23 protein-coding genes are annotated in these 24,873 nt (G+C 34.4%); 11 read left to right on the forward strand and 12 right to left on the reverse strand.

Annotated features, from left to right (window positions below; translation table 11 throughout):
* Window positions 1-84 precede the first annotated feature (84 nt).
* From LBU54_RS12960 to LBU54_RS12970, 3 genes are all read right to left on the reverse strand, one after another.
* Window positions 85-969 (reverse strand): hypothetical protein, encoded by an 885-nt coding sequence (locus LBU54_RS12960; RefSeq protein WP_224530542.1) that lies wholly within the window; start codon window positions 967-969, stop codon window positions 85-87.
* A 28-nt stretch (window positions 970-997) separates the two neighbouring features.
* Window positions 998-1,864, reverse strand: a complete 867-nt coding sequence (locus LBU54_RS12965; RefSeq protein WP_224530543.1) for a glycoside hydrolase family 16 protein — start codon at window positions 1,862-1,864, stop codon at window positions 998-1,000.
* Window positions 1,865-1,989: 125 nt separating this feature from the next.
* Window positions 1,990-3,438, reverse strand: a complete 1,449-nt coding sequence (locus LBU54_RS12970) for a TonB-dependent receptor (protein ID WP_224530544.1) — start codon at window positions 3,436-3,438, stop codon at window positions 1,990-1,992.
* Window positions 3,439-3,528: 90 nt separating this feature from the next.
* Between LBU54_RS12970 and LBU54_RS12975 the strand changes: the two genes are divergently transcribed.
* Complete coding sequence (locus LBU54_RS12975) at window positions 3,529-4,302, forward strand: MBL fold metallo-hydrolase (RefSeq protein WP_224530545.1); 774 nt, start codon at window positions 3,529-3,531, stop codon at window positions 4,300-4,302.
* The gene (locus LBU54_RS12980; protein ID WP_224530546.1) at window positions 4,292-4,798 is read left to right on the forward strand and encodes a hydrolase; all 507 of its coding nucleotides are present in this window, start codon (window positions 4,292-4,294) and stop codon (window positions 4,796-4,798) included. The genes LBU54_RS12975 and LBU54_RS12980 overlap by 11 nt, the downstream gene beginning before the upstream one ends.
* Here the strand turns inward: LBU54_RS12980 and LBU54_RS12985 are convergent.
* From LBU54_RS12985 to LBU54_RS13005, 5 genes are read right to left on the reverse strand one after another with little or no spacing between them, the layout of a single operon-like run.
* The gene (locus LBU54_RS12985; RefSeq protein ID WP_224530548.1) at window positions 4,795-5,439 is read right to left on the reverse strand and encodes an alpha/beta hydrolase; all 645 of its coding nucleotides are present in this window, start codon (window positions 5,437-5,439) and stop codon (window positions 4,795-4,797) included. The two genes, LBU54_RS12980 and LBU54_RS12985, sit on opposite strands and share 4 nt — an antisense overlap.
* Before the next feature lie 6 nt (window positions 5,440-5,445).
* Entirely contained in the window at window positions 5,446-5,778 is a 333-nt protein-coding gene (locus LBU54_RS12990; RefSeq protein ID WP_224530549.1) for a hypothetical protein, read from the reverse strand.
* Window position 5,779: 1 nt separating this feature from the next.
* Window positions 5,780-7,030 (reverse strand): dihydroorotase, encoded by a 1,251-nt coding sequence (locus LBU54_RS12995; protein WP_224530551.1) that lies wholly within the window; start codon window positions 7,028-7,030, stop codon window positions 5,780-5,782.
* The gene (locus LBU54_RS13000) at window positions 7,027-8,979 is read right to left on the reverse strand and encodes a BatA domain-containing protein (protein WP_224530561.1); all 1,953 of its coding nucleotides are present in this window, start codon (window positions 8,977-8,979) and stop codon (window positions 7,027-7,029) included. The genes LBU54_RS12995 and LBU54_RS13000 overlap by 4 nt, the downstream gene beginning before the upstream one ends.
* A gap of 45 nt (window positions 8,980-9,024) precedes the next feature.
* Entirely contained in the window at window positions 9,025-10,032 is a 1,008-nt protein-coding gene (locus tag LBU54_RS13005) for a glycosyltransferase family 2 protein (protein WP_224530563.1), read from the reverse strand.
* An 83-nt stretch (window positions 10,033-10,115) separates the two neighbouring features.
* Between LBU54_RS13005 and LBU54_RS13010 the strand changes: the two genes are divergently transcribed.
* Window positions 10,116-12,008, forward strand: a complete 1,893-nt coding sequence (locus tag LBU54_RS13010; RefSeq protein ID WP_224530574.1) for a M61 family metallopeptidase — start codon at window positions 10,116-10,118, stop codon at window positions 12,006-12,008.
* Window positions 12,009-12,059: 51 nt separating this feature from the next.
* Here LBU54_RS13010 and LBU54_RS13015 read toward each other — a convergent pair whose 3' ends face one another.
* The 4 genes from LBU54_RS13015 to LBU54_RS13030 form a co-directional block, all read right to left on the reverse strand.
* Window positions 12,060-13,544, reverse strand: coding sequence for a S10 family peptidase (locus LBU54_RS13015; protein WP_224530577.1), 1,485 nt, complete (start codon window positions 13,542-13,544; stop codon window positions 12,060-12,062).
* A 167-nt stretch (window positions 13,545-13,711) separates the two neighbouring features.
* A complete protein-coding gene (locus tag LBU54_RS13020; RefSeq protein ID WP_224530580.1) occupies window positions 13,712-14,482 on the reverse strand; it encodes a TIGR02757 family protein in 771 nt (256 codons plus the stop codon).
* Window positions 14,483-14,503: 21 nt separating this feature from the next.
* Window positions 14,504-14,884, reverse strand: a complete 381-nt coding sequence (locus LBU54_RS13025) for a RidA family protein (RefSeq protein WP_224530583.1) — start codon at window positions 14,882-14,884, stop codon at window positions 14,504-14,506.
* 65 nt (window positions 14,885-14,949) lie between these two features.
* Complete coding sequence (locus tag LBU54_RS13030; RefSeq protein WP_224530586.1) at window positions 14,950-17,721, reverse strand: putative LPS assembly protein LptD; 2,772 nt, start codon at window positions 17,719-17,721, stop codon at window positions 14,950-14,952.
* 109 nt (window positions 17,722-17,830) lie between these two features.
* On the opposite strand from LBU54_RS13030, the gene LBU54_RS13035 reads away from it, so the two are divergent.
* The 8 genes from LBU54_RS13035 to serB all read left to right on the forward strand — a co-directional run bounded on the left by LBU54_RS13035 (window position 17,831) and on the right by serB (window position 24,774).
* Entirely contained in the window at window positions 17,831-18,934 is a 1,104-nt protein-coding gene (locus tag LBU54_RS13035) for an N-acetylmuramoyl-L-alanine amidase (RefSeq protein WP_224530589.1), read from the forward strand.
* A gap of 65 nt (window positions 18,935-18,999) precedes the next feature.
* A complete protein-coding gene (locus LBU54_RS13040) occupies window positions 19,000-19,941 on the forward strand; it encodes an MlaD family protein (protein ID WP_224530593.1) in 942 nt (313 codons plus the stop codon).
* 15 nt (window positions 19,942-19,956) lie between these two features.
* Window positions 19,957-21,273, forward strand: coding sequence for a (Fe-S)-binding protein (locus tag LBU54_RS13045; RefSeq protein ID WP_224530595.1), 1,317 nt, complete (start codon window positions 19,957-19,959; stop codon window positions 21,271-21,273).
* Between the two features lie 32 nt (window positions 21,274-21,305).
* On the forward strand, window positions 21,306-21,479 hold the full coding sequence (locus LBU54_RS13050; RefSeq protein WP_224530598.1) for a hypothetical protein: 174 nt from the start codon (window positions 21,306-21,308) through the stop codon (window positions 21,477-21,479).
* A 9-nt stretch (window positions 21,480-21,488) separates the two neighbouring features.
* Entirely contained in the window at window positions 21,489-22,271 is a 783-nt protein-coding gene (locus LBU54_RS13055) for a (Fe-S)-binding protein (RefSeq protein ID WP_224530601.1), read from the forward strand.
* Window positions 22,272-22,280: 9 nt separating this feature from the next.
* On the forward strand, window positions 22,281-22,913 hold the full coding sequence (locus tag LBU54_RS13060) for a hypothetical protein (protein WP_224530604.1): 633 nt from the start codon (window positions 22,281-22,283) through the stop codon (window positions 22,911-22,913).
* 42 nt (window positions 22,914-22,955) lie between these two features.
* Window positions 22,956-23,441, forward strand: a complete 486-nt coding sequence (locus LBU54_RS13065) for an ABC transporter ATPase (protein WP_224530607.1) — start codon at window positions 22,956-22,958, stop codon at window positions 23,439-23,441.
* Between the two features lie 109 nt (window positions 23,442-23,550).
* Window positions 23,551-24,774: a phosphoserine phosphatase SerB gene (gene serB, locus LBU54_RS13070; RefSeq protein WP_224530610.1), complete on the forward strand. Its 1,224-nt coding sequence runs from the start codon at window positions 23,551-23,553 to the stop codon at window positions 24,772-24,774.
* Window positions 24,775-24,873: the final 99 nt, after the last annotated feature.

A 24,873-nucleotide genomic window follows, 5' to 3' on the forward strand; every position in this document is an offset into this window, starting at 1 on the left:
ATAACACTGCCCAAGTTGTTTTTCAACCGTTTAGTGTTTGCTCGAAGCTGGAAAGGTAATAATCTAAAATGAATTTTTTTAATTTTAATCCAGTTGATAGATGGAGTATTGTCGTGTCCAAGATTTACTGGTACTTGGAGCTATGTTTATATCAATAAAAAGTTCAGGGCTTATTACATGTCCGCATCCCCAAAGATTTATAGAGTTTGTTTTGAAGTTAGCTTCTTCAGTAATACCTATTTTGTTTTTGGTATCTTCCAAACACCATTTTGCTTTAACCAATTTGCCGCCTGAGATATTACTTATAAAAAAATCGCTTTCTGGCTTATGTTTAAACATTATATGCTGTCCATTTAAGGTCATTACATTGTTAGGATTAACCAAATCATTAAACGTACTTGGATTAATTTCAAAATCAAAGGATAAGCGATAATCCTTACCTATTAAATTATTGTTTATCGCAAGGAAATTATGATTATATTCTTTAGTAACAATTGGTTTATCTCCACTATTTTTTAAAGTATAGTGTACTATAAAACCATTTTCTAACAGATTTATCTTTTTTTCAAGTAGGTAAGCATAGCCATTCTTAAATTGCCCTTTGCACGACATAACAATGGAGTTGTCTTTGGCCTTAACGTTAAAAATCGCAGGATCAGTATCATAGTTGTTCAAGAAAAAGTAGTGAGGCTTGTCTTTTCTTAAGAGCCCTACACCAATTTTGTGAAACCAATCGTCAATCGCAATTTCATCAAAACCAATTGGTGTATTAATTCCAAATTCATTATAAAAACCTCGACCAAATTGTTCAATTTCATTTGCTTTTATTTTCTCATTACCTGAAACCAAAACCCCTTTATATTTGAGTAACGTTAGTTTTCCTGTCCAATCAAAACGAGGGAAATCGTAGTGTTTTAATGGATCGTCAATATGAAGCTCTAGGTTCTTATTCTTGAGTATATAGGTCATTTATGGCTAATTATAAATATGGTATTTCTTAGTTGTCGATATTTTTTTGATAAACTCTTACCCAATCAACTAACATTTTTTGCGGAAATGATGTTGTTTCGTCAGGACGACCGGCATAATTTCCGCCAACAGCAAGATTAAGTAAAATAAAAAACTCATTATGAAACTCAGATCTTTCCTCACTAGTAATTGAAGTTGATGTATATTTCTTGCCATCAACAAACCAACTTATATTGTTTTTGTCCCATTCTAGTCCAAAGACATGAAAATTGTCTGCAAAAATACCTTCTTTCAATTTGTAAGGAACAGCACCCATCATAGTGTGTGAATCATTTTGATCTGCATAATGCAGGTTGGCTTCAACAACAGCGTCATTTTTGGTACCATACAATTCTAAAATATCAATTTCTCCGCAAAAAGGCCATGGTGTATCACCACCATTTTCATTAATATTCGCTCCTAACATCCAAAATGCTGGCCAAATGCCTTTTCCCTTTGGCAACTTTATTCGTGCTTCAATTTTACCATATTGCCAACTTTGCTTATTGGCAGTATTTAAACGTGCAGAAGTATATTGATTAAACCCATGTGTTTCACTCTCGTGCACTGCTTCAATAACTAAACATTCGTTTTCAATGTATGCGTTACTACTACTGCTAGTATAACTTTGCCATTCTCCATTAAATTGTCCAGCAGGCAACACCTGGTAATTCCAATTTTTAGTATTTATAGAGTCAATTACAAATTCGTCTGACCAGACCAGTTTCCATTGATCAGTATCGGTAACTTGAGAAATAAAATTGCCACTAGATTTAAAGCTGGCTTTACTTCCGTCTGCACAGGAGAGTACTAAAGAAGCTATTGAAATTACAAGGGCGTATGATGCGTTTTTCATTATTAAATTCTAAAATGTTCCGCATGAAATTAGTAATTAGTTCTTGATTTTTTAGTTTAAAATCAAGAATTATTAATAAAAACAAAGAAAGAAAGAAAGTAAAATGTAATTATGCAGTAAGCAGCCTATCGCAGTACTTCTTCTGTTTCGCAACCGAACAAGGCTTGTTCTTTAATTAGCTTTGAAACTCCTTCAGGTAACATCTCTTCCCAGCCAGATTCGCCATTTGCTATTTTCTGAAGTACATCTCTTGAAAAAATTCCCAATATCGATGGGTCGAAATCAATAATGTCTACAACTTTACCATTGTACTTAAAGAATTTGTACAGTTCTTTCATACGAGGATGGACTTTTAAATTTTCGCTCGTAGTAAGACTACCATCTTTATTTTCTAGTGGATACAGATAAACACGTAAGTCTTTGTAGAATAACTTACCAAAAGCTTCGAGAATACCACCGCTTAAATGGCGGTAATATTTTTCATCAAAAATATCGACAAGGTTGTTAACACCTATTGCCAATCCCATTCTAGCCTTGGTATATTGAGAGAAATATTCTACTAGTTTATAGTATTCCTGGAAATTAGATATAAGTACCGTTTGACCTAGAGAACAGAGTAGACGTGCTCTATCCATAAAATCTTGTTCGTCTATTTCACCTTCTGCTCTAAGATTTGATAGGGTAATTTCAAAAATTACTTGCGTTCTTTCCTTTTCGACCTTATTTTCTTTGATAAACATTTCATATGACTTTTCAAGCATATCCATATTTACCTTTGTGACGGGTCTAAAACTTCCTCTTAATGCAAGGATGTTTTTCTTGTAAAGAACTCGAGCAGGCAATACATTATTCCCATCTGGAGCAAACATCACGGCATCAGTCATCCCATTTTTAACCAATTGTAAACTCATTAATCTATTGTCTACATCTTTAAATATTGGGCCTGAGAAATTAATTGTGTCAATTTCTAATTGGTCTTTATCTAGATGATCATAGAGGTAACGTAATAATTTACGTGGTTGATTGTATTTGTAAAACGCACCATAAATTAGGTTAACACCCAATTTACCCAAAGTTTCTTGTTGAAGTCTGGCATCATTTTCCTTAAATCTTAAATGTAAAACGATGTCGTTGTATTCCTGGTCTGGTGCTACCTGATATTTAATACCAACCCATCCATGCCCTTTATATTTTTTTGCAAAATCTATAGTTGCAACTGTATTGGCATAAGAGAAAAATATTTTATTAGGATGTTTTACTCTTGTAATCCGTTGTTCTATAAGATTAACCTCATGATTAAGCATTTTCCTTAATCGTGCTTCAGTGACATATCTTTTATCATCTTCAATACCATAAATGGCATCACTGAAGTCTTTATCATAGGCAGACATGGTTTTTGCAATAGTACCTGATGCACCGCCAGCTCTAAAGAATTGACGTACAGTTTCTTGTCCTGCTCCAATTTCAGCGAAAGTGCCGTAAATATCTTTGTTCAGATTTATCCTTAGAGCCTTGTCATTTAATGAAGGTATATTTTCTAAATCAAAGTCACCTTTGTACCTTATGTCTTCCATAGAATTTGGGTTCTTCTTTATGTTGTAAAGGTACTATTTTAAGGTATTAAACAAAAAAATTGCATTATTTTTGTCTTAAACTTAACAGTCTTGACAGTAACATTTTTAGGAACTGGTACGTCCCAAGGAATACCAATTATTGGCAGTACACATCCTGTTTGCTTAAGTACAAACCCAAAAGATAAAAGATTAAGAGTTTCTGTTCTTGTTGAATGGGAAGACCATGTTTTTGTAGTTGACTGTGGCCCTGATTTTAGACAGCAAATGCTAAATGCTCAGGTTTCAAGAATCGATGGTATCATTTTTACTCATGAACATGCAGACCACACTATGGGTCTAGATGACATTAGGCCTTTCTTTTTTAGGCAAGGTGATATACCCTTGTATGCTCATAAGCGCGTTTTTAAGGCTTTAGAAAAGCGATTTGACTATATTTTTACGTCTGAGGCAAAATATCCCGGAGTCCCAAGCGTAATTAAGAATGAAATAAGTAACAAACCATTTATGGCTGGTAATCTTTACGTCATACCCATTGAAGGCTTTCATTATAAACTCCAAGTATTTGGGTTTAGATTTAAAGACTTTGCCTATCTCACCGATATGAAGACCGTTCCGGATGAGGAGATTTTAAAACTAAAAAATTTAGATGTTTTAGTCGTGAATGCTTTGCGTCAAGAACCTCATATGTCCCATTTTAATCTCGAAGAGGCTTTAGATTTTATTGAAAAAGCAAACCCAAAACGTGCTTATTTAACACATATTAGTCATCATATGGGTTTTCATGACGAGGTACAACCAAAACTTCCTGAAAACGTCTATTTAGCTTACGATAACTTACAAATACAAATAAATAATGAAGAATAGGATTTTTATGTATCTGTTTTTGTTTTCTGTTTTACTAATTGTTTTTCAATATGTAAACTCAAAAAATATCATTGATAAGTATGAAAATGATATTCAGGCATATAAAACAAATATATTAGAACAAGAACAGAGGCTTGCTACATTAGAGGAGAACAATTATGAGCTTGCTCATTTTAATATTGAAGGTAATGAAGCTGCGTTGACCTATTTTGAAGATATGGGTTACAAAACAGAAGAATTAATTCCTGCCATTATTGACGGACTATATAGTATGAATAATTATAAAGGTGAAGACCACCCAATTGTACCTTATGTTTCTATGACAGAATCTAAAATGGTTATAAATAAAGTAAGGATATTAAATCATAAATGGCTTATTGCAGATTTCACAGATTCACAAAACTGGGGCGAGATATTTGTTACTTATGAAATTGATGAGAACAACGACTTAAAATATAAATTGGTTGAGTATCTCATGTATCCTGTACAGTACTAAATATATTGCTCTAGCCAATTTTTAAAATCATGAAAATTTTGAGGAGCAACACCGTGCCCAACCGGATATTCTTTATAAGTATGATTAATATCTAATCTATGAAGAAATTCTGGTGCTTTTCTTGCCCATTCAACAGGAATAACCTGATCTGCAAATCCGTGCGAACAAAAGAAATTTAAGTGTTTGTAATGATCTTTATTTAAACTTTCAGGTAATAAATCTTCATTTATATAGCCACTAAGCGCAACAATGTTTTTTACTTTATCAGGGTGATTTAGAGCAACAGAATAGCTTAAAATCGTACCTTGACTAAAACCTAAAAGTGTAACATTATTGGGATTTACAGGATATTTGGTGCAGGCATAGTCTATAAAGTCTGAAATCAATTCTACAGAATTGTGCGCTTGCTCATTATTGCTCCATTTGCCTTTTTCGGCATCAAAATTAATAGCATACCATGCATTGCCAAAAGGTTGCATCCTGTATGGTGCACGTAATGAAATTATGAAAAATTCTTTTGGGAGTTCTTGAGCAAATGAGAATAAATCATTTTCATCACTTCCGTAGCCGTGGCACATAATCAATAAGGGCGCATTGGTTGTTAAGCTTGAAGGTTTTTTAACGTAAAATAAATCTGTCATAATCAGTTAGTTGCCCAAAGACTTGAATATTTTTTGAAAGACATCGCCTAAAATAGGAATACTATTTAATTTGCCAGAGACAGCACCTAAAATACCGTAAACGAATAAAACAGCGAAGAAAATCCAGAAACTGTAGGTGAGCATCCAACTATCAAAACCGCTAATTACATAACCTAAAATAAAGTATAGCAGCCATAGCCCAAGACTTTGCCTAACGTGAAATGCGGTTAGTTTATTTTGCTTTTCTTGATTCATAAAAAAGGCAATTAAAACACCAATAATTGTAATATAGGCAACTACAGCTAACGTTTTGCCATTTTCTGGGGCATTTGCATTCATTTTATAAGATAATTTTGCTATTAGAAATTATCCCGTAGACTAGACCTTTTAGTTCTTTATTTATGAAGGCACTGTTTTTTGATTTAGACGAGATGTTAGATATCGAAAAAGTGTATGTTTCATCGGGATTAAATAGGCTCAAATTTGCTGTTTCACCAACATTAATAGAGTTTTCTGAAACTCCAAACCTAGATTTTCCTTTGGTTAATAACGCTATGGTTTGTTTTGTTGTGAAAATTGTTTGAAGTGCGCCAAAGGCAGATTCTAAACCAATTGTACCGTATTTGGCATAGTCAAATTCAACTTTCTTATTCTCAATATCAATTGGATTGTGATCTGAAGTTACCATATCTATTGTGCCATCTTTTAAGCCTTCAATTAAGGCATCACAATCCTTTTGAGTCCGTAATGGTGGCAATACTTTAAAATTAGTATCAAAATCCTTAAGAGTGTCATCAGTTAAAATAAGGTTGTGGATTGCTACACTACACGTTACATCAAGCTTTTTCGCTTTTGCCTCTCGTATCAGTTCAACAGATTTAGCAGTGGATATAGTTGGGATATGCAATTTTCCCTCTGTGTATTCTAATAAAAACAAATCCCTTATAATTTGCAATTCTTCCGCTAAATTAGGATTGCCTTTCAGGCCCAACTTTGTGCTGTTAACATGTTCATTCACGACACCTAAACTTGAAATTTTAGTTTCTTGTGGAAACGAACAGATTAGACCGTTAAAATTGCTTGCGTACTGTAAAGCAATTTTAGCCAAATTTGGATTTGCTATTGGTTTTTGATAATCGTAAAATGCTACTGCACCGGCATTACCCATGTCATAAAGTTCTGCTAAATCGGTACCTTCACTATTTTTTGTTAAAGCTCCAATTGGTAACAAGGAGGTCGCTGCGCCATCAGCTTTTGATTTCACAAAAGTGATATCAGCATAACTGTCCAAAACCGGCTGTGTATTTGGATTTAGCGCAATTGCAGTAAAACCCGAATTTGCTGCGGTTTTTAAACCATTTGAAATTGTTTCTCTTTCTTCAAAACCAGGTTCACCAAATGAGACACTACTATCAAACCATCCAGATGACACATGGAGGTTTGCTAGCTTAACTTCTTTGTAGTTATTAGGATTGGAAATTCTTTTTGAAATCTTAGTGATACGACTTTTTTCAATTAAAATATCAACAGTCTGGTTGTGAAAATCACTTTTTGAATCAACCACTGTTGCAGATTTTAGGAGTGCGTTCATTTAAGATATTTTAAAATGAGCAATTCTATAATTAGAAATATCAGCGCAAAAATAACAAACCATTTCCATAGGGCATTAACATTTGCATTACTTTTTATGCTTTTTATGGTATTTGCAAGACTTGTATGGGTATTAATATTTCCAAAAGATTCTAAGTTTAAATAATTCGTATTGCTTTCATCTCTACTATAGTTAAAACTTATGTTTTGAAGTACTGCATCACCATTTTTCACCTGAAAAATGCCAGCGCTATCAGGATATTCACCGATTTCTAAGGTTACAGTTCTACTGTAGGATTTTTGTGGCGGAATAATAACTAATTCGTTTTTGTGAAGGCTCAATATATCATCTTGCCCAATTGCAGTTTCAATTGCTACTGCATTTGGTTGTCCTAATTTGTAATAGAGTTTTGGAAGTTTTAAACTTTGCAGTCCGATATTATAAAGTACGGGAACAATGAGAGGTGAGTTTTTAAAATTAGTATTATCATTATTTAATGAGGATGAGAAAGCAAAACCATTTTTTATCCCTTGTAAAAACACACTACCATCCTCGAAAAACAAAATGCCATTTACATTGTTGTTAAACTTGTAGGTATTGTCTATTCGAGGATATTGAAAATTATTTACTCTAGCATAAAATGAATTAGCTAAAAGTGGATGGTCATAGTTTATTGTGGTTAACCGTTTATTTGATTGCATATTGATATCATAACTAGATATACTTATATTATCAAATAACTGATTATAAGTATTTAATATTATATTATTTGAAGGTATAATTAAAATACTGCCTCCGTCTTTTTTAAAATCGACTAAGGCCGTTATAAGTGCATTAGACAATGATTTCAACTCATTAACTATTATTAAATTTTGCTCTTTTATTATATTATAATTTAGTGCATCAAGCTGGTAGGCACTATATTCAAATTCGTCTTCGGTATAAACTCGATTTAAGAACGCGCTATTAGAATTTTCATTAATTACTAATACTTTAATCTTAGGTTTTTGTTCAATATTAAAATAAAAACTATTATCATATTGAAGCCCAATATCTTCCAGCTCTAGCCTTCCGTTTATTTTTGTATTGTTAGACACTGTAAAGGTTGTTTTTGCTTCATCGTTTATACGAACAGCAGTTTTTGCGAGCAATTCGTCATTGTTAAACAAAGAAACACTTACGTTTTCTAATGGCTCTCCATAATTTTTAAGATTAACTGTTAAGTCTATGGTTTCAGCATTTGTGTTTTCAACGTAAACACTGTCAATACTGACATTGGCTTTTAAATTAGACTTCGGCTGAACAAAACTAAGATTATAAGCACTATCAGTTTCAATATTAGTTAGCCCATTTTTAACTTGAAAATCTGAAACCAAAACCAAATTTTTTTCTGTATTTGTTTCATTTGAGAATAACTGTTTGCCCTTCAGGAGTGCGGCATCATAGTTTAATTGAATAGGAGTGAAATTAAGATTAATTAGCTCGTTTTTAATAGCCTTAATACTCGTATTTGCAAATGTTTTGTCGTTAGTAAATAAGCTTAAGGTTTCGTCTTCAGGAATAGTATTAATGACATCTTGTATAGTTTCGTTAAGTAAGGAACCGTTTTGTCCTTTTGCTTGCATGCTAAAGGAATTATCTAAATAAATAACAGTTTCTTGCTTTTCGTTAAAATTGTTAGTTTTTGGAATAAATGGTTGTGAAAAGGCTAAAACAATAGAAGCTGTTAATAGCAGCCGGGTTATAAGTGTAAGCCATTTTTTAATTTGAGAACTTTTTCGGGTTTGCAGATTTACCGATTTCAAAAACTTTACATTCGTGAATTCAACTTTCTGGAAACGCCTTAACTGGAATAGGTGAATAAGAATAGGAATTATTAGTATAAAGAGAGCGTAAAGTAATTCTGGATGTTTAAACTGCATTCCTTCTTGACGTGTAAAGCGTTTCAAATATAGAAAATGAATGGTGATAACAATAATGCACTTTGGAGAAATTTAACAGAAAAAAAAATAATCTTGCATTGATATCATTTGACGCTTTTTAAAATAGTCTTTAATTTCGGATTGCGCATCTTCATTGGCCACTGTTACAATGCTTTGCGGATTATGTAGTTCTTTTAAATACTCAAAACTTAATAACTTTTGTTCGTAAATTTTTTTGGTAATTTTTTTTGGATTATCACATATCCAAAAAAAGGGGATATTATTCTTTAATAATAATTTGGCTATTGTCTTACCCTTAGTTCCAGCTCCCCAAACTGTCAATGGTCTTGTGCTGTCGTAATCTAATTCTAAGAAATAACGCACTTTAATATCTAAAAAATAGTTTTGAGCATAATGTTCGTGTGTTCTTGAAGTTCGGTTGCTGTAATCCCTCCAGTGCAGTAATACCTTATTGCATGGAATACACTTAAAACCTGCTTTATAAAACCTAAACGTTAGGTCGTAATCTTCGGGGTAAATATTTGGTTTAAAACCGCCACATAAATCAAAATCATCTCTGTGAAGCATCCAACATGGTGATGGAATAACACATTCCTTATAAATTTCTGAGTAATTTTTGCCTGTTTTTGTTAGACCATTGATCCATTTTTCATATCTAGCATAACCGTCACTTACGCCATCCTCTCTAAAATATTTGACCATCCCTACGGACAAGTGCCTTTTGCCATAAGCTTTTAAATCGTTTAACATATGTAAAAGTCTATCGGTCATCATTATATCATCGCTGTCCATTCTTGTGATATAATCACCCGAAGAAAAAAGATATGCTGTTCTTAAGGCATTAATTATACCTGATCCTTCATTTGGAAAAAGCCTAATTCTGGTATCGTATTCGCTATAACTCCTTACAATATCTTGTGAGCTATCATTTGAGTGATCATTAATAAAAATGGCTTCCCAATCTGTATAATTCTGATTACGAATTGATTCTATACATTCTCTTATGTAATGTGACGTATTTTTAAAAGGGATTAATATGCTAATAACAGGACTTGACACGAAACGAATTTAACAAAACCTTTAGATTATAAGGCGTAACAGGTCGTAGTTTTGTGCGACATTTAGAAAAATAATTTAAAAAAATGAAGAAGTTTTTAGCCCTATTTAGTCTCAGCATTGTTTTAGTAGGTTGTGGTTCTGCAAAACAAACAATTGATGATTTGGCCGTTAGTAACCCAATCGTAACAAGTCTTAATCTTTCTGAAGTAACAGACGATAAAGTACCCGTGACAATTAATCCAGGAAGATTTACAAAAGAAACAGTAACGTATAGACTCCCAAGAGTAGTCCAAGGCACGTATTCTGTAAGTGATTTTGGAAAATATGTTGATGATTTTAAGGCGATAGATTACGAGGGCAATACTTTACAGGTGACTAAAATAGATACTAATTCATGGACTATTACTGATGCTACCAAGCTCGATAGGATAGAATATTTTGTAAATGATACCTTTGATATTGAAACCTCGGGTGGTATACAGGGTGAACAGCCCTTTTCACCAGCAGGAACTAATATAGAACCTGAAAACTACGTTTTAAATCTTCACGGATTTGTCGGTTATTTCGATTCTTTGAAGAATAGTACTTATACTTTAGATATTACCGCTCCTGCAGATTTCATAAGAACATCTGCCTTAGAAACTAAAGGCACAAGAACATCGGAGGACGGGGCTTCGATTACAAGTAGCTATTATGCACCAAGATATTTTGAGATTACTGATAACCCTATGATGTATGGTAAACTAGATGTTGAGGAATTTATGGTTGGTGATATTAAAATAGTGTTGAGCTTGTACTCTCCAACAAAGCAACACACAGCATCAAGTCTAAAAGAAACGGTATATGAAATGATGGAGGCTCAAAAGGCCTACTTAGGAGATATTAACTCTACACCTAGATACGATATCTATGTCTACCTTTCACGAGGAGATGAAACCTCTCCAAAAGGGTTTGGTGCTCTAGAGCACCACACCTCAACGGTTGTAGTTTTTCCAGAGGATAGCTCCTTAGAAGGCTTAAAAGCTCAAATGGTAGATGTTGTTGCCCACGAATTTTTCCATATCGTAACACCATTATCAGTACATTCTGAGGATGTGCACTATTTTGATTACAATAAGCCAACATTTTCAAAGCATTTATGGATGTACGAAGGCGTAACTGAATACTTTGCACAACATTTTCAGGTTTACGAAGGCCTAATTGACAATAATCAGTTTTACAACTCGATCATTCAAAAAATTAACATTTCCAAGAATTTGGACGATGCAATGAGCTTTACCATTATGAGTGAAAATGTTTTGGAAGAACCATACGCATCAAACTATTACAATGTTTACATGAAGGGTGCCTTAATTGGGATGTGCATTGACATTCTAATGCGTAAGGAAAGCAAGGGTCAACGCAGTATGCTTTCGCTTATGAAAGAATTGTCAAACAAATATGGTAAGAATAAACCTTTTGAAGACGATAAAATTATTGATGAGATAACTTCAATGACCTACCCAAGTATTGGTGAGTTTTTTAAAACTCATGTTGAGGGTGATGTACCAATCAATTATGATGAGTTTTTTGAAATGGTTGGCTTAACTTACGGCACATCTGAAGCTCCTACAAATTATATTTTTGCAGGAGGCCAAAATATCATTTTTGATGCAGACCCTCAGAAAGGTGAAATATTCTTTTCGGAAATGGCTTTGAAAAATTCTTTTTGGGCTTCCCAAGGTATAAAAACTGGAGATGTTATTAAGAAGGTCAATGGCAAAGATTTAACTTTAATGAATGCCCAGGAGATTATTACAGGCATGTTCAGTTGGCAAGAAGGAGAGGAGATAGACGTAGAATTGAATAGAAACGGAGAAACGATTTCAATAAAAACAGTGTTGACTGAGGCAACTGCAGAGGCAGAAGGCTTAATTGAAGATGAGAATGCTTCGGCAGACCAAATAGCTTTACGCAAAGCCTGGTTAAAAGGTTAGAAACTTATATTGTCATAACAAAAAAGGCTTTCATTTGGAAAGCCTTTTTTGTTAGTATTTTGCTGATTTTCCTTTGGGTAAAGCACTTTCAATAAATTCACGCAAATCGTCATTGGCTTTTATCAAATCCTCATTTCGAAGATACATCATGTGGCCACTGCGATAACCTTTAAACGAAAAACGATCTTTAAATTTTCCGCTAGGATCAATTTGCCATTGCGAGTATTTGGCCGAAAAATAGGTGGTGGCACCATCATAATAACCAGATTGTGTTAAGACTTTAAGATAAGGGTTTTGTGCCATAGCTTGTCTCAAGTTATCTCTTACATTATCATAACTTCTATCCCAATCTCCAACATTACCAAACACGTTATACTTTATATCTGTTTTGAGCCCTAGTTCATTGGCCATATAATAGTTAATTGCAGGTGTAAATGAATGCAGCCATGAGCTAATTTCTGAGTTGTATTCTGGACTTGAGCCTGTTTCAACTTTATCTATTCCTAAATATCTAGAGTCCAAACGACCAATGGTCATTCCAGATTTATTGCGCAAAAGTTCTTTCCAGAAAAAGCGGTTGGGGACATCCAAATTTTGCTGAAGAATCACTTTTGAAGAAAGGCCTGAATAAAAGCTCATCTCTTCTGCAATTTCTTGTCGTTTAGGATTAGATATGAAGCCACCTTTTGCCAATGCGGGCATTAGTTTATTTATAGCAAAAGATTCAGCTTCCGGTAAGATATCCAATAAATCTTTAGATTGTAATTCTGGAGATAACATTTTATGATACCAAGCTGCAGCAGTATAATAAGGAAGATTTAAACTCGAGGATAGGGGACCACCCACGCGCAGGACTTTATAGTCTGCTGGAGACACCATGATAACACCGTTAAGATACATCCACTGTCGGTTTTGTAATTCTAAAGCTAATCCCATAACTCGAGTTCCCCCGTAACTCTCACCAATTATGAATTTCGGCGATTCCCAGCGGTTATGACGGGTTACAAAAGTATTCATCCAACCCGCGAGATACTCAATATCCGCGTTGATTCCGAAAAAAAGTTCGTCTTCTGGTAATTTACCCTCTTTATTGGCAATTTTTCTTGAGTATCCTGTATTAACAGGATTTACGTAAACTATATCAGCAATATCAAGAATGGAGTTTGAATTATCTTTAACACCATAGGGTTGTATAGGGTAGCCTTCATCATCAATATTTAAAATTTTAGGACCAGTGTAAGCAAGATGCATCCAAACTGAAGCAGATCCTGGTCCACCATTAAATGAAAACAATAGTGGTCTCTTATTTGCTTTAGAGTCATTGGTGCGCTTATAATAGGTGTAATTTAGTGATGCAATTACTATTCCGCTATTATCCCAAACAGGTTGAAAACCGGTCTCGGCCTTATAATCTATAGTTTTCCCCTTAATTTTAATAGAGTTGGTTGTAATGTAGCTTGTATCAATTGGAATTTGTAAGTTTTGAGCCTGGCACAATGAGATAGCTAGGATGAATAAAAGAAGGAGTTTTTTCATTATCGCAATTTTATTAGAAGGTAAAGATACTAAAGATGGTCATGGGATTTCAATAAAACATATTTATAGAATTGAGTAATTAGGCTTTCCATACTTAAAAACTATAAAAATAGTGACATCATTTAATGGGTCAAGCTTTTGTTTTTAGGGGTAATAAAAATATGAAGTTAAAACGCTTCAAATACACCTAATCCAAAAAGAGCGAAGTCGTATTTTACAGGATCTATCGGGTCTAGTTTTCTGAGATTTTTATCTAGTTCAGCAAGTGCCTTAGCATCATTTTGTTTTCTTTTAAGTAAGCCAAGCTTACGGGCAACATTGCCGGAATGTACGTCTAAGGGGCAGCTTAGTTGTGATGGCTTAATACGTGACCATAAGCCAAAGTCAACACCATTATTATCATTGCGTATCATCCATCTCAAGAACATATTTATTCGCTTTGCAGCTGAATTCTTCAAAGGGTCACTGACATGCTTTTGTGTTCGTGCTAAGTGATTTATTTCAAAGAAATGCGCTTTGAATTTGTGTATACTTAACTGTAACGAATCTTTTGTAGCATACTTTTCAAAAACTGACTCCAAACCACCATGATTTTTATAGATATGATATAAGCTTTTTATAAATTGTTTAAAGTCTTGATCATTAAAAGTACGATGCACAAAACCTTCTAGTTTCTGCAAATCAGAGTTTTGGTGTTTCATCACAAATTCAAAAGGCGAATAGTCAAGCAACTCAGCCATTTTATTAGCATTGGTAATAATGCTTTTGCGGTTGCCCCAAGCTATTGTAGCTGTTAAGTATCCAATTATTTCAATATCTTCTTTTTTTGAAAATATATGTGGTACCTGAATAGGGTCAGATTCTATGAATTTAGGATTATTGTATAATTCTACTTTAGCGTCCAGAAAATCTCGTAGTTCCTCTCGTTTAAATTTCAAAACAATGGTGTCTTTAAGTATTTAAACTATGGCAATCATACTTATCTCAACATTTACAAACTTTGGTAAGCTAGAAACCTCTACCGTCTCGCGTGCTGGTGCATAGGATTCATCAAAATAGGTACTGTAAACGGCATTAATTTTTGAGAAGTTGTTCATATCACTTATGAATATCGAGGTTTTAACAACATTTTCAAACGTCATTCCAGCCTCTGCCAAAACAGCTTTCAAATTTTCCATAACCTGAGTCGTTTCGTCTTCTATGGAACCCTTTATCAATTCATTTGTTTTTGGGTCTATAGCTATCTGACCTGATGTATATAGGGTATTTCCAGTTAGTATTGCTTGGTTGTATGGTCCAATTGGTGCAGGAGCCTTTGAAGTATTTATAATTTTTTTCATAGTGTATGTTTTTAATCGTAATCACTCCCAATTTAAGAAAATAGGAATGTTTTAAACTTAAACTTTTAAAGCTGTTGATCTGGTTGGCGTCTTTGGTCGTACTTTAAATCTTTGAGTAGGTTAGACTTTATACCAATAAAGAAATTCCATGAAGATCGATTACTAAAAGGTACCCAAGTAAAGTTCATTCGCCAGCTTAACAAGTCCCTTTCAAAACGCAACTGTGTAAAAGTAAATCCTTTGTTCAAAAAGTCATACCCAGATGAAGCGCCAACAGACCATCTTGGCGATAATTCAATATCACCAGAAAACATGAGTGAATGTGATGAGATTTGATTTTGTCGTCTCGTATTGCTATAGTTTACTGCATAGGCAAGTCTCAATGACCATGGCATTTTGTAATTGTAAAACTCATTGTTTTCATTCTCCTCATCTGAGTTCTTGTCATCATCGGATAGGCGTTTATCGGCAAAATCCTGAGTTTTACCAAATAGGCCATCGGTTCGTCCACCAGAACGTGCAGCCTCCCTTGAAGAAGCGCTGTCTTCTTCGTCCTCGCCACCTCCAAAACTGTCATTTGAAAGGGCATAGCTTATGTTCAAATTAGCAGATGTCAGTCTAAATAAGCTGCCACCATTGTCAATATTAAAGGTGCTAATTTTATTATTGTTGCTGTCTAAGGCGTAGGGATCTAAAGTCATACCAAAATTGATATTCATTTTTTTGTCCAAAATCTGTGTTCCACCTGTAACTCTAACAGGACTCCAGTTTAAGGAATCTGCCGCCAAATTGTAAGCAGTACCAAAATTTAGGTTATTAAGCAGAAAAATTTTCTTGGGTTCAGTTTTGGTTGAATCCCTGTCTCTCACTTTAGCTTCGAAATTGTTGCCAACAGTGATCCCTAAACTACTTGAAAAATTATTGCTAGGTCTTCCAAAGATTGAATTCTCAAACCTGGTATATTCCTCTAGTGTCGTACCATCTGCATCAATTACCTCAGACGGAACTTCATAAGTATCAAAATATTGATCAAAAGCAGGTGTGACATTATAAGAAATGGAAGGCCTCATAACATGTCTTATCGCCTGAATCTTTGGGTCTTTTCCTTCTTTCTGAAAATTATACATACCGTACAAGGTTGTTCCTATACTAGAACTAAAATTGTAAGTTAAAAATCGATCAAATCCATTAACATCTTGGGTAACAACTTGTTCTAAGACTGGATCGTAGAACCTACGGATTGTTTTTAAGGTCCAAGTTTCCTCTAAATTTGCACTTGCACTTACGCTGAAGTGATTAAACACTTTGAAGTTGGTGGTTAGCGGAATACTGTGGCGCATTCCTGCAATGGCATCATCAAACATTTCGCTCTTACCAAACAGTGAATCTGTTGTGTTAATTCTATATTCACCTCTAGTATTAACTTGAAAGTTTATATTTTGGATAGCACCTTTTTTTGCACCAGTTTTTGGAGCAAATGGAAAAACTCTGCTCATCGAGGCTTGAACGGTCGGTAAAGTCAGATTTATAGACTCAGTGTTTGTGTTTTGCGAATGCGTGGCAGTTACATTTAAATTTACTTGTGGTTCGCCTTGAAATGTTTTTGAATAAGAAACAGAAGAGGCCAGTGTGTTATTTAAAAAGTTAGCTTGGTTTAATTGATTTATAGAGCGCTGGTAATATTGGCTACTTCCTAGGTTAACAGATGCAGAAAATCTTGAATTTGGGTTTGCCTTTGCGTCTTGACTGTGAGACCATCTAAGGTTATAAATTGTGTTTTGAGCAAAATCAGGAAAACCACGTTCACTGTTGAGTAGGTTTTCATATCTAAAGCTTAGGTTTCCTCTGAATTTATAACGAACAGCATAGTTGTTCTCAATTCTAAGGCCATAACTTCCATTAGTATAATAATCGCCTAATACTGCTAGATCTACATAATCACTAATTGCGAAATAGTATCCACCATTTTGTAAGAAATAACCTCTATCATTACCTGTATCTTCTCCAAAAGAAGGAAAAATGATACCTGAGGTCTGTTTTTTAGACATAGGAAAATAAGCAAACGGGATAGCAATAGGAGTTGGTACATCATAAATGTACATTTGACTCATGCCAGTGACAATCTTTTTGTTAGGAACTATCTTAGCCCTGTTCATTAAGATGTAGTATTCAGGATCATCTATATTCTCGGAGGTTGTAAACTTGCCTCGACCTATGAAGTATACCGAATCGTTTTCACGTTTTGTTCGCTCTGCAATAACGGTTCCACCACTTTGCTCTGTGACAGAATTAAAAATTAAAGCTCTTCTTGTATCGGTATTGAAAATGATGGAATCGGGCTCAATTACATTTGCACCTTGAGTAAATACTGGTTTTTGGGAATAACCTGTCGAATCTTTTAACCTTCCGGCATATACCAAATTTTTGCTGTAATCTATTTCGATTATTCCAGCCTTAATCTCCATGTCCTCATACTGAACAACGGCTTCGTTGAACAGGTATATTTTTTGTTTCTTCTGATTAACAGCTACGTAATCCGTCGCTTTATAAGTGACTACATCTTTTAAGAACTCATCTTTTTTAACTGAGTCTTGTTGGGTAGAATCAATTTCTTTTGTATTTATTGGTTTACTTAACATTGAATCCACTCCGACAATAACTGTATCTTTTAGCTGTTTAGGAGGAATGGATGTATTTTTTTTTGGTAATTCTTGCGCAAATCCTAAAGTGTTGATAAACACTGTAAAACTCAAGGTAAAAAGTATGTGTAGGCTGTTTGTACGCAATCCTTTTAAATGTATTTTTGTAAAAGTATGGCTCGGTTTTTGAATCGCCAAAAGTACAGATATTTTTTTGTGATTATTTATTAAAGTTATAAAGTTTATAAATCTTTACATACTCTGATAAAACGTGTAATAACTAAGACACAAAATCGTTAAATCTCATATGCAAACGAAAGGTAGATACATCTTATTATCACTACTACTTACATTTATCACATATTTAACAGCGACAAATACTTTAGTGTCACAAACAGATAAATTTGTTGTAGTTATTGATGCTGGTCATGGAGGAGGAGATCCAGGTAATTTAGGCAATGGTCATAAGGAAAAGGATATAGCATTAAAAATTGCACTAGAAGTTGGTAAGGCACTGGAAGCAAATGAAGCTATTGAGGTTATATACACACGCAAAAAGGATGTGTTTGTTGAGCTTTATGAACGCGCTAATATCGCCAACAAAGCAGATGCTGATTTATTTGTTTCAATTCATTGTAATGCACACAGCTCGCAGGCTTACGGTACAGAAACTTTTGTTTTAGGGGAGAAAAATACTGGCCGTAATTTCGAAGTAGCAAAGCGAGAAAACGAAGTTATTTTTCTTGAGGATAATTACGAAGAGAACTATGCTGGTTTTGATCCGAGTTCACCAGAATCAACAATCGCTATCGGTATAGAGCAAGAGGTATATGTAGAACAAAGTATAGTTTTGGCTCGCAAGATAGAAGACAATTTCATGGGTAAAGCAAAACGAAAAAGCAGGGGTTTAAAACAGGCGAGTTTACTTGTAATTAGAAACACTTATATGCCAAGTGTTCTTGTTGAGGTTGGTTTTTTAACTAATAAAAATGAAGGTGCCTATTTAAATTCAAGAAGTGGTCAGTCCGCAATGGCAAAAGCAATTAAAGATGCAATTCTATCTTATAAAAAAGAATTGGATCAAAATATTGGATCAAGAATTACAGGATTAGATCCCATAGGAACAGAATCTTTGAATGACTTTGATAATATTTACGAAGGCGTAACATTTAAAATACAAATTGCTGCTAGTTCAAAAAATTTGGCTACGAGATCCTATAATTTTAATGGTTTGTCTAGTATTTCCAAGAACAAAGTAGGTAATCTATACAAATATTACTACGGGAGTACTTCCAACTTTACGGAGGCAGAAACCTTATTACAAGAAGCCAGAACAAAAGGTTACGCTTCTAGCTTTATTGTTGCTTTTAAAAATGGGAAGCAAATACCACTTTCAGAGGTCCTTAAATAGCCACTAAATAGAAACATTATTAATAAAAATATTTTTAATTTTGTTTTCAATCAAATTCAAGGCCATTGAAAATCTCAAGAGAAATCAAAACGGCTGTTCTAGTACTTTCCGGAATAGCACTCTTTATATATCTATTTTCATATTTAAAAGGCGAAGACTTATTTACCGATAAACAAACTTATTATACGGAGTTTGATTATAATGCGCTGAGTATGTCTTCTCCTGTGACCATACGTGGAAATAAAGTAGGCAAAATTGAAGATATACGTTATGACTTTGAAACAGGAAAGACTAGAGTCTCTTTCTCTGTAAACCCACAACTGGAATTTTCAAAAAATAGTACAATTAGATTATATGAGACTGGACTAATGGGAGGAAATGCGCTCGCTATTATAAGGGCTAATGATAAGGACATAGCCAAACCAGGTGATTATATACCTTCAGAAGTGCAACCAGGATTAGTAACAACATTAAAGAATAATTTTTCAGGAATAAGTACAGATTTAGATAGCGCCATAAGATCTGCAGATACTTTAATGACGAGCATAAACGCAATGGTTGTCGATGAAAGTGCAGGGAGTTTAAAAAAGACTATTGCGGAACTCAATGAAACTTTAAAGTCTTTCAAGAATTTATCCAATAGCATTCAGGAAGTGATTGCAACGAATGATGAAAAAATTGCTTCTGTTTTAGATAATTTTGATAAAACCAGCAAGGATCTAAGCGAGCTTTCCAAGGAAATTAAGGAAGCTGGATTGACCGAAACGATTGATAATCTGAACAAGACACTTGTTAATGCACAAGAAATGCTATCTGCAATAGACAACAATGAAGGTACAATTGGAAAGTTACTTAACGATGATTCACTCTACAATAATCTAGAGGCGGCTTCTAAAGAAATGGAACTTCTACTATTGGACATTAAATTACATCCTGCAAGATATAGACGCATATTATCAAAAAAGGAAATACCCTATCAAGCACCAGCAAAAGAACAAAAAAATTAGACCTTAAAATACGTTATGGAATATATCCCAAATATAATTTTTGCAATCGCCTTAATGTTAGGAGTAGGTTATTTTACACGAAACGTTAAAAAACTAATCCGAAATATTAAACTTGGACGAGAAGTAGATGCTAGTGATAGTAAAGCACAACGTTGGAAGAATATGGCCATGATTGCCCTTGGGCAGAGCAAAATGGTTAAACGTCCCATTGCTGGTATAATGCATGTTGTAGTTTATATTGGATTTGTTATAATTAATATTGAAGTTCTAGAAATAATCATCGATGGACTATTTGGAACGCATCGTATAGGATTAGAGGTCCTACCACCTTCTGTTTATGGATTTTTAATTGGATCTTTTGAAATTCTAGCAGTACTTGTTTTAGTTGCAGTAGCAGTATTTTGGCTCAGAAGAAATATTATCAACGTAAAGCGGTTTTTAAGTGCTGAGATGAAAGGATGGCCCAAGAACGACGGTAATATAATTCTTTACTTCGAAGTTGTTTTAATGTGTTTGTTTTTAGTTATGAACGCAACAGATACACAATTTCAAGAATTAGGGTCTGGTAATGTTGTATCGCAATTTATTGCACCGTGGTTTGAGGGATTATCGCCATCGGCGCTTTATACGATCGAGCGTACTGCTTGGTGGTTGCACATTTTAGGAATACTAGTGTTTTTAAATTACCTCTACTTCTCTAAGCATTTGCATATCCTTTTGGCTTTTCCTAATACCTACTATGGCAGTGTAGAAGTTAAAGGGAAATTCAATAATCTAGAGACAGTAACAAATGAAGTTAAGCTAATGATGGATCCTAATGCAGATCCATTTGCTGCACCTGCTGAAGGAGATGTAGAAGAGGAGCCAGCAAAGTTTGGTGCGAGTGATGTGATGGATTTAAACCAGATTCAACTATTAAACGCCTATACATGTACGGAGTGTGGTCGTTGTACGTCTGCATGTCCCGCAAATCTTACAGGAAAAAAACTATCACCACGTAAAATAATGATGGATACGCGTGACCGACTTGAGGAGGTTGGAAAGAATATTGATGCTAACGGTGGAGAATTCAAAGACGATGGCAAGCAATTACTTGGCGATTATATCACCAACGAAGAGTTGTGGGCCTGTACAACTTGCAATGCTTGTGTAGAAGAGTGTCCGGTAAGTATTAACCCATTATCAATAATATTGGATATGAGACGTTATTTGGTAATGGAACAAAGTGCTGCACCAATGGAACTGAACAATATGATGTCAAATATTGAAAACAACGGCGCACCTTGGCCATATAATCAACAAGACCGTTTAAATTGGGCAAATGAAGTTTAGAAATTTTTATAGGTTTAAATCAAATAAATTCTATGAATAGGAAAAATCTATTTATTCTCGGTCTAATTCTTGTTGCAATCGGAATTGTAGCAATGATATTGTTGAAGGGCAACGACAATAGATTTTTAATAAGTGGTGCAATAATTGGTGCTGGAGGTGGTTTTCTAGCGGTTATTTCGGCACCAAAAAATAATAAGACAAATTAGATTAATGTAATGAGTGAGAAACTGAGAGTACCAACTATGGCAGAATTTATGGCCGAAGGCAAAGAACCAGAAATATTGTTCTGGGTTGGTTCTGCAGGTAGCTATGACGATAGAGCTAAGAAAATAACAAAGGCTTTTGTGAAAATTCTAAATAAAGCCAATGTAGATTTTGCGGTTTTAGGTAGTGAAGAGAGCAATACAGGTGATGTTGCCAAACGTGCAGGAAATGAATTTTTATTTCAAATGCAGGCCATGATGAATATAGAAGTCTTAAACGGCTATGGTATAAAGCGTATCGTAACCTGTGATCCACATTCGTTTAACTGCCTCAAAAATGAGTATCCAGGTCTTGGTGGCATCTATGATGTTATTCACCATACTCAATATATAAAAGAATTAATGTCCAAAGGACGATTAACACTGGAAGGCAATACCTATAAAGGAAAACGCATTACGTTTCATGACCCGTGCTATTTGGGCAGAGCTAACAGTGAATACGAAGCACCTAGAGATGTGCTTAAAAAGACGAATGCCACATTGGTTGAGATGAAGCGACATAAATCTACTGCACTGTGCTGTGGTGCAGGTGGTGCGCAAATGTTCAAAGAACCAGAAAAAGGCAATATGGATATTAATATTTTGAGAACAGAAGATGCGTTAGAAACTAAGCCTGAAATTATCGCAACTGGTTGTCCTTATTGTAAAACGATGATGATGGATGGTGTGAAATTTAAAGAAAAAGAAGGCGAAATATCAGTATTGGATATTGCCGAAGTAATTGCAAATTCATAGATTGCATAAATGAAAAAAATCACTTTTACCTTAATTGCTTTAGTTGGCTTTAACCTAATTTTTGCCCAAAATAAGTCTAAAGAAGAAGTTCTTGAACTTATGGCCAATGATACATGCGAATGTATTCAAAAGAAGAAAATAGATCCATCGGATTCAATGGAACAAAAGCAGATGGCTCTTGGCCTTTGCTTGATAACAAGCTATAACGAACACAAATCAAAATCAAAATATTTCAGCAAACAGAAAACCACAGATTTTGAGAAAATAGGTGAAGAAGTTGGTATGGTCATGGCAACTATTTGTGTTGATGATTTTATGTCTATTTTTTCTTCGGAGGAGCTCGTAGGGTTTATAGATGATGAGGATGATATGGAAGGCAGTCGCGATGTTGAAAGCAATTTGTCCATTGAAGTAGAACTCATTTCAATGCGCAACGACGCTATCTCTTATATTGAAACCAAGGATGATTTTGATAAAAATCACATATTCCTAATTACTCAAGAGTTTGAAGGCTATGAGCTGCTTAAGAAATCTAACTTTGGAAAATCCTATAAGGTCACATTTAAAGAAGAAGAATACTTTGATTTAAGTGAACGTCAGTATATTATTAAAAAGGTGATCACTAAAATAGAGCAACTTTAAGAGTTGACTACACGTTTATTTGATGCCACATAAAAATTTAAAATGCTTGTAGATTTCGATACATTACCAGACGAATCTCGTGTTTGGATATACCAATCAAACAGAAGTTTTACTGAAGACGAGATAGAGGAAATTAAATCACGTCTCGACACTTTTATTAAAAACTGGACTGCGCACGGAAAGGATTTGGAATCAGGCTATAAAATTGTTTATAAGCGTTTTATAGTAATAGCTTTAAACCAAAGCTTGAATATAGCAACAGGATGTTCAATCGATGCCTCAGTTCGGTTTATACAGGATTTAGAAAACAAATATAATGTTGATTTAATGGACAAAATGAACGTTTCCTACAAGCAAGGGGAGTTTGTGGCATATAAATCACTCGTGGATTTTAAAAAGATGGCTAAGGAGCGAGCAATTGGTAAAAAAACCATTGTATTTAACAACCTGGTAACAAATATTGCTGAATTTAAGGAAAATTGGGAGGTACCTGCAAGCGAGAGCTGGCACAGTCGATTTTTGAATTGACACTATTTATTGATACTCAGAAATCTTTTCATTTTCTAAAGCCATATTATTTTTATTTTTCAATTAGAATGGCCATTTTTACAGACGACCAAATCAATAATATTTAATAGTGGCTACAGACATTTTCTTAATTAATATTTCTGGTCAGGATAAACCTGGGTTAACATCTGGACTTACGGGTGTATTAGCAAATTATGGTGCAAAGATTTTAGATATTGGTCAGGCCAATATTCATGATACACTCTCACTAGGAATTTTGTTTGAAATTAGTTCTGGAAAAAAATCTGCCGCTGTACTTAAGGACTTGTTATTTAAAGCGTATGAGCTTGGGATTCAAGCAAAATTTACGCCCATAACGCAAGAAGATTATGAAAGCTGGGTAAATTTACAGGGAAAAGACCGTTACATCATAACTATATTAGGCGAAAAACTTGCAGCAGAGCAAATATCGGAAGTAACGAAAGTTATTTCTGAAAAAAACCTCAACATAGATGCGATAAAGCGTTTAACGGGTCGCATCTCCTTAGTAAGAGAAGAGGAGTATCCAAGAGCTTCAATACAACTTTCTGTAAGAGGAAAAATTGATAATAAAAGTGAATTCACGCAGAAATTCATGGATATTTCTCATGAACTGGATGTAGACATCGCCTTTCAAGAAGATAACATCTTTAGACGAAATCGTCGGTTGGTCTGCTTTGATATGGATTCAACATTAATCCAGACAGAAGTTATTGACGAACTTGCAGAGCTAGCGGGTGTTGGTGAACAGGTAAAGGCCATTACGGAATCTGCTATGCAAGGCGAAATTGATTTTAACGAAAGCTTTAAACGACGAATGAAATTACTTGAAGGTTTAAGCGAGGATGTTTTAAAGGAGGTTGCTGAGCGTTTACCAATAACTAAAGGCGCTCGAAGATTGGTAGACACATTGCATAGCTATGGTTTTAAAACGGCTATACTTTCTGGAGGCTTTACCTATTTTGGTCATTATCTTCAGAAAAAACTCGATATAGATTATGTTTATGCCAATGAGCTTGAAATTAAGGATGGCAAATTAACTGGTGGCTATATCGGCGATATTGTAAATGGGCAAAAGAAAGCAGAATACCTTCAACTTTTAGCAAATAAGATGGGAATTGATATTAGCCAAACTATTGCTGTTGGAGACGGAGCCAATGATTTACCAATGTTAGATCTAGCTGGATTGGGAATTGCATTTCATGCCAAACCAAAGGTTAAGGATAATGCACAGAATTCCATTTCGAGCATCGGCCTAGATGGTATACTTTATCTATTAGGATATCATGATAGGCATATAGACTTGATAGGCTAATTTACCTTTCTAACGACTGTTAACTATACAGTTTATAAAAGAATCTTAAACACTTTATTCTTAGTTCTAATTATATTATTTTGGCATAGTATTCGTTAT

This window comes from Winogradskyella alexanderae, from assembly GCF_020166335.1.
Classification (GTDB): Bacteria; Bacteroidota; Bacteroidia; order Flavobacteriales; family Flavobacteriaceae; genus Winogradskyella; species Winogradskyella alexanderae.